At 52.3% G+C, this 5,551-nt stretch carries 5 protein-coding genes; 3 read left to right on the plus strand and 2 right to left on the minus strand.

Annotated elements, in window-relative coordinates; all coding sequences use genetic code 11:
• Positions 1-439, plus strand: a 439-nt coding sequence (locus ACIQ20_RS15600; protein WP_395781917.1) for a hypothetical protein, incomplete at its 5' end; no start/stop codon positions are given.
• Between the two features lie 53 nt (positions 440-492).
• Here the strand turns inward: ACIQ20_RS15600 and ACIQ20_RS15605 are convergent.
• Both ACIQ20_RS15605 and ACIQ20_RS15610 read right to left on the minus strand, forming a co-directional pair.
• Entirely contained in the window at positions 493-882 is a 390-nt protein-coding gene (locus tag ACIQ20_RS15605; RefSeq protein WP_395781919.1) for a type II toxin-antitoxin system death-on-curing family toxin, read from the minus strand.
• Positions 879-1,106, minus strand: a complete 228-nt coding sequence (locus ACIQ20_RS15610; RefSeq protein WP_395781921.1) for an AbrB/MazE/SpoVT family DNA-binding domain-containing protein — start codon at positions 1,104-1,106, stop codon at positions 879-881. The genes ACIQ20_RS15605 and ACIQ20_RS15610 overlap by 4 nt, the downstream gene beginning before the upstream one ends.
• A gap of 162 nt (positions 1,107-1,268) precedes the next feature.
• On the opposite strand from ACIQ20_RS15610, the gene ACIQ20_RS15615 reads away from it, so the two are divergent.
• Positions 1,269-4,952: a M1 family aminopeptidase gene (locus ACIQ20_RS15615; protein ID WP_395781923.1), complete on the plus strand. Its 3,684-nt coding sequence runs from the start codon at positions 1,269-1,271 to the stop codon at positions 4,950-4,952.
• Positions 4,953-4,964: 12 nt separating this feature from the next.
• The coding region (locus ACIQ20_RS15620) for an ABC transporter ATP-binding protein (RefSeq protein WP_395781925.1) at positions 4,965-5,551 on the plus strand (587 nt) is incomplete at its 3' end.

Below are 5,551 nucleotides of genomic sequence, written 5' to 3' on the forward strand. Positions count from 1 at the left end.
TCGATCAAGCCCCCAAAGGCCCGGTCGGTGGTGTGCTGATTTTCACGAGACCTTGATGGCCAACAAGGAGTCCGTTGGGGCCTTCGCGATTGTGCCGACCAACGACTTGCCTGCGACAATTGCTTTCTGGGAACGTTTGGGGTTCGAAAGGGCAGGCGGAGACCATCACTACATCATCCTGACTGGCTGGGACTGCGAAGTGCATGTAACCCAAGCAGGCGAGGGGCCTTGGCGCGTACCTGTCGATCATAACCCCTTTGGCGTCTTCATCCGCACGCCGCATGTCGAGGCCATTGCGGCCCTTGTCGACGACTTGATCATCCGACCCGGCGGAATTCTGCGCCATCGCGACTGGGGTATGTATGAATTCGCTGTCGGTGCGCCCGATGGCCTACTCGTCCGCATTGGTTGGCCGTCGAGTTTGGTTGGGGCTAGGTAGTTTCGCAGGACCGTCCCTGTGCCAGAGCCACCAAAATTAAACCCTTGACGAAATTAGATCGAGGTCGTGAACTCCCTCAGAAATTGCGCATAAGCAACTTCATCACTTTTTCCCTCGGTAAGGGATAAAGCGGCTTGTGCAGACACATCCTCTGGGGCAAAAAATCGACAGCCATTAAGTTCCAGAAACAGGATCCCCAGAACAAATCCTGTGCGCTTGTTTCCATCAACGAAAGGATGGTTGCGGATGATGGCTGTTGTATAGAGTGCGGCCAGAAAAATGACGTCGACATTATCGGCATAGCTCGCATGTTGTTTTGGTCGCGATAGTGCAGACTGAAGCAGCCCTATATCCCGAAGGCCGCTAGCACCGCCATGTAGGGCCAACAGTCGGTCATGAATAATGAGGGTTTCGGCTTCTTCAAGCCAAACAAATGAGTTCATTGCGCCAAAACATGAAGGGTATTGTGATAGCGCTTCATGATATCCTCGGCGGCGGACATTTTTGCCTTAAAGGCCGGATCATGTGGTACAAGATGATAGGTGCCATCTGGTGCCTCCGTTAGATAAAGCGCTGCTCCATCAGTCGTATTGAGGCGCGCCAAAACCTCCTTTGGCAACACAACACCAAGGGAATTTCCAATTCGTCTGACTTTAAGCTCGACCATGCGTGCCTCCGTGTGTTGTTATTACAAAAGTAGCAACCATTCTCCAAAAGAGCAACTGCTTTACCATCTCCCCTTTGGGCCAAGGTCAACAATCTCAGCGATTCCCTTGACGGATTTATAAACTGACGTTGTAGTCTCCAACTATTGGAGAAATGACCATAGATGTTTTGGACCGTTACGCGATTTGAGGCCTGGTATCAGCTTCGCAATGTCTATTTGCTGGCTTGGGCATTTCTGTCACTTTCAGTGACTTCAGCCATCTTTCTCTATGAACCCATGCGCATTGATCCGGGCATGTCGCTAGTCTCGACCAGTGCGACCTATTTCTTGCCGATCTTTCTAGGGATAGTCGTCGGCCTAATGGTTCCGATGACCGCCATATTGGGAGGGGCGGTAGTACGCGACCTACAGCTGGGCAGCGGTGAGCTATTAAAGGCGACACTTCTTACACGCACCGGCTATGTTTTTGGTCGGTTCTTTGGTGCCTTGCTACCAATCGCTTTGATTTATCTGCTTCATGTTGTGTTGATTTGGCTAGTCTGTCAGTGGCCGGGCCTGCCTGCCAACAAATATCCAGACTTTGAGTTGGCGGCTTTGCTGCAACCCGCTGCGATCATGGCCACAACCTTGCTGTCCATGGCCTGCATTCTCTTCGCCGTCGGCACGTTGGCGCGTTCTGCGCTTGTTTCCTACATCATTATTGCCTTGCTGATTGGGGCTTGGGTTTTCACGCTTACAAAGGTTGAGTTTGGTGGCTATGAAGATATGCGTGTTGCTTTGGATTGGACGGGCTTCGCGTCTGTGCTCATAGCCAACGACATGCTTTCTATTCATGAACGTAATACAGAACTCCTCACCCTGCCGCCGGACTTCTACCGAAATCGCATTAATTGGCTCTGCATAGGTGGCATGAGCCTTTTGGTGGCTTGGCTCCTTCAAGGGACCCGTGGAGGCCTTTGGGGCAATCGCCGCATCGATGCCGCCGCCGGACCGATGCCGCCTGAAGATGGCCAGCTAAAGCGCTATCAACCCAAGTTGGACCTTGCTGCTCTGCGCACACAGATTTGGGCCAGGTTGACGCTAGACCTCAAGCGTATTGTGATCAGCCCCGCTTTTGGCCTGTTGATAGCAGGTGCCATCTATTTGTTTTGGATCATCGCCAACAACACAGGCAGTTTTGGTGACAGGGGGATCGAACCTGTGACCCGACTGCTCGTGAAAGAGCTCTATAATCCCTCGATGCTATTGGTTGCATTGACTGCATCCATCTTCGCGTCCGAATTGGTCTGGAGCGATACAGATCGGCGCATTCATGAGCTGATCGACGTAACCCCGACCACCACGTGGGTGTATGTCCTCCCGAAGCTCTTCGTAGTTTGCTTTGCGACCATGAGCTTTGTGCTGGTTGGATCAGCCGCTGGTATGGCGGCTCAGGCGGCCAAGGGCTATCCGTTGTTTGAAGTGGGGAAGATAGCGCTTTGGCTTTGGCTTCCAATGGCGCTTTCCGTTTTTCAGTTCAGTGCCGTGGCATTATTCTGCCATTGTGTGACGCCCAATAAGGTCTTGGGGTGGGTGCTTTATTTTGCTCTGGCGATGGGTGTCAGTCTCCTGTCGGACCTAACTGGGGTCGGCCACGTCCTCTTTGACTTCGGGTTCGTAGATTTGGCACCCTTGAGCGATTTCAATGGCCAAGCCCATTTTTGGAAGAACAACGCTTGGCTCCAACTTCACTGGACCCTGATTGCAGGTATATTTTTGTTCAGTGCCGTCTTGATGTGGCGGCGTGGCGTTGAGCAAAGACTAAAGCCAAGGCTAGCCGCACTTCCAATTGTACTCCGGTCCGCTAATGGGTATGCGCTGGCTGTCGTCTGTCTTGCGAGCTTAGCTTCCGGGAGCTGGATTTTTTATCACACAAATGTGGTCAATTCTTTTGCGACGGCTCACGAATTCAAAAAATGGGCGTCACAGATGGAACGTGATCTCGCTCCTTTGGAGGGATGGCCTGGCCCGACAATTGTTGCTCTCAAACTTGAAGTCGACATTCGCCCAAAGGAGGTGACGGCCACAGCGAGCGGCACCCTTACTCTCGAGAACCGCACCAATCGCCCACTGACCCAGTTCATTTTGAACCATGGCTCTATTTTTCTTGAGTCGGCCTCCATGCCGGGTGCAAATCTCAAAGAAGAGATCAAGGATTATGGTATTGCTGTCTGGACGTTTACCAAGCCGCTAAAGCCGGGTGAAAAACGGGACCTTACTTTCAAGAGCGCCATTGATGGGAATACGGTCGCGAGTGCGGACCTACCAACTGCAGTCGTCTCCAACGGAAGCTTCATCGAAAGTTCGAAACTGGTGCCAAGCGTCCGAATTGATCGCGGTTCCTGGCTAATCGATCCTAAGGAACGCAAGAAATACGACCTTCCTGAAAAGCGTCCGCTTTCGGATGCCATGATGGACGAAAACAATTATACACCGGGAAGCGCGTGGGTTGATGCAGATATCATTGTGTCGACCGATGTCGGCCAAATCCCAGTCGCGCCTGGCCTATTGGTGCGCGAGACCGTCAAAGACGACAGAGTGACGCGCCATTACCGTCCCCCCGTCAAGATCAATAACGCGTTTGCAGTCCAATCAGCCAATTATGTCGTGAAGCGCGAAAGGATTGAATTGGCGAATGGTCCGGTCGACTTAGAGATTTATCATCTGCCAAGCTTCACCCGCAATGTTGACGTCATCATGACCGCGATGAAAAGCTCCGTGCAAACCTTCTCAGAACTCTATGGGCCCTATCCGTTCGGCGTGCTTCGCATCATTCAAACGCCTTCTTATGGTTCTGTAGAAATCGCTGCACAAGCATATTCGGGGACTGTGCCATTTTATGAGGATGGTGGCTGGCTGCAAATAATTGAAAACAGGAAGCGGGTAGACGACGTAAGCCACATCACTGCCCACGAGGTTGCCCACATGTGGTGGGGGCATCAAGTCAGGCCCTCCGCGCGTCCAGGTGCGCGTGTCCTTACCGAGGGCCTGGCTGAAATGACGTCATGGATCGTGTTGAAAGACCTGTTCGTAAAGGATCCTACGTTTTCTTACTTCCGTGACGCTGAACGCGCCTATGCGACGGGGCGAGGCAAGGAAAAAACTGGTGAGCCGACCTTATCTGCCTTAGAGGGAGAGGACTATCTCGCCTATGGAAAGGCTCCAATTGTTCTCGACAGCCTTCGCACGGCTATGGGGCCCAAAGCATTTGATGCTGCCTTACGTTCATTCGTAGAGCGCTACGGCTTTGCCGACCGCCCTCATCCAAATGTACAAGACTTGATTGCTGCTCTCAAACAGGCTGCAAAGCCTGAACTTCATTCCGTTATTGATCAATCGTTCAACGAGCGCACGACTTGGAACAGTGAGATTAGCTACCTCGACATTGCCAAGCCGACCAAAACTCGTGCCCCAGTTCGGTTGACGGCGCGAGCATGGATAGAAACTCTCGATAAATTGGGAAAACCTGTTCGAAGCACAGGCATAAAAGGCGCGCCCTTTAGGTTCTTCGAAAGCATTCGTTGTTCGGAAGATGAGTTAAAAAGTACCGCCGAATTAAACAATGTCACGGCCCCCGATATCTTGCGTGACAACTGCATTATGACGGAGCAGATCGCTCAATACACCGCAGATCTCCAACCTTCACCACAGAACCTCCGGTTTGATATTCCCACGACAAGATGGGGGAGCAGTGTGCGGTTAGGCGATGCCGTGAGGTGGGGCGGTAAAGGAGCGGTCAACTCACAATCGCATGCCTCGTCGCTATACCCGCACGAAGATTTCCTCCCTTCCCAAAAACCAAAATAGGCAGGCCGAAACATGCTAACCATCACTGACCTGTCGCATATCTATCCCAATGGCGTGAAGGCCATTTCCAACCTAAACCTAACAATCCCAACAGGCATGTTTGGTCTTCTGGGACCCAATGGTGCGGGTAAGTCCACCTTGATGCGATCTATAGCAACCCTTCAAGCGCCGACGCAGGGGACGATCCAATTTGGGGATGTCGATGTCCTAAAGCAGCCCACTAGATTGCGAGCTCAACTCGGCTATTTGCCACAGGAGTTTGGGGTCTATCCGCGCGTTAGCGCGCTTCAACTCCTGGATCATTTTGCTCGATTGAAAGGCTTTTCCAAACCCCAAGAGCGCAAAGAGATGATCGAGGAGCTGCTAAACCAAGTCAATCTTTGGGCCGTGCGCAAGAAGGCCGTTGCCAGCTTTTCTGGAGGTATGCGGCAACGCTTTGGGATTGCTCAAGCCCTGCTTGGCAACCCTAAACTTCTCATCGTGGATGAACCGACCGCCGGCCTAGACCCCGAAGAGCGCGCTCGTTTCCTCAACTTATTGGCCAGCCTGAGTGATGAGGCGGTGATCATACTTTCAACGCATATTGTTGAAGATGTCTC

The organism is Aquidulcibacter sp. (genome assembly GCF_044346625.1).
Taxonomy (GTDB): Bacteria; Pseudomonadota; Alphaproteobacteria; order Caulobacterales; family Aquidulcibacteraceae; genus Aquidulcibacter.

Bases quoted from the DNA above. Each gene is read 5' to 3' on its own strand.
- ACIQ20_RS15610 (WP_395781921.1), bottom strand. From the start codon at position 1,106: ATGGTCGAGCTTAAAGTCAGACGAATTGGAAATTCCCTTGGTGTTGTG.
- ACIQ20_RS15615 (WP_395781923.1), top strand. From the start codon at position 1,269: ATGTTTTGGACCGTTACGCGATTTGAGGCCTGGTATCAGCTTCGCAAT.
- ACIQ20_RS15605 (WP_395781919.1), bottom strand. From the start codon at position 882: ATGAACTCATTTGTTTGGCTTGAAGAAGCCGAAACCCTCATTATTCAT.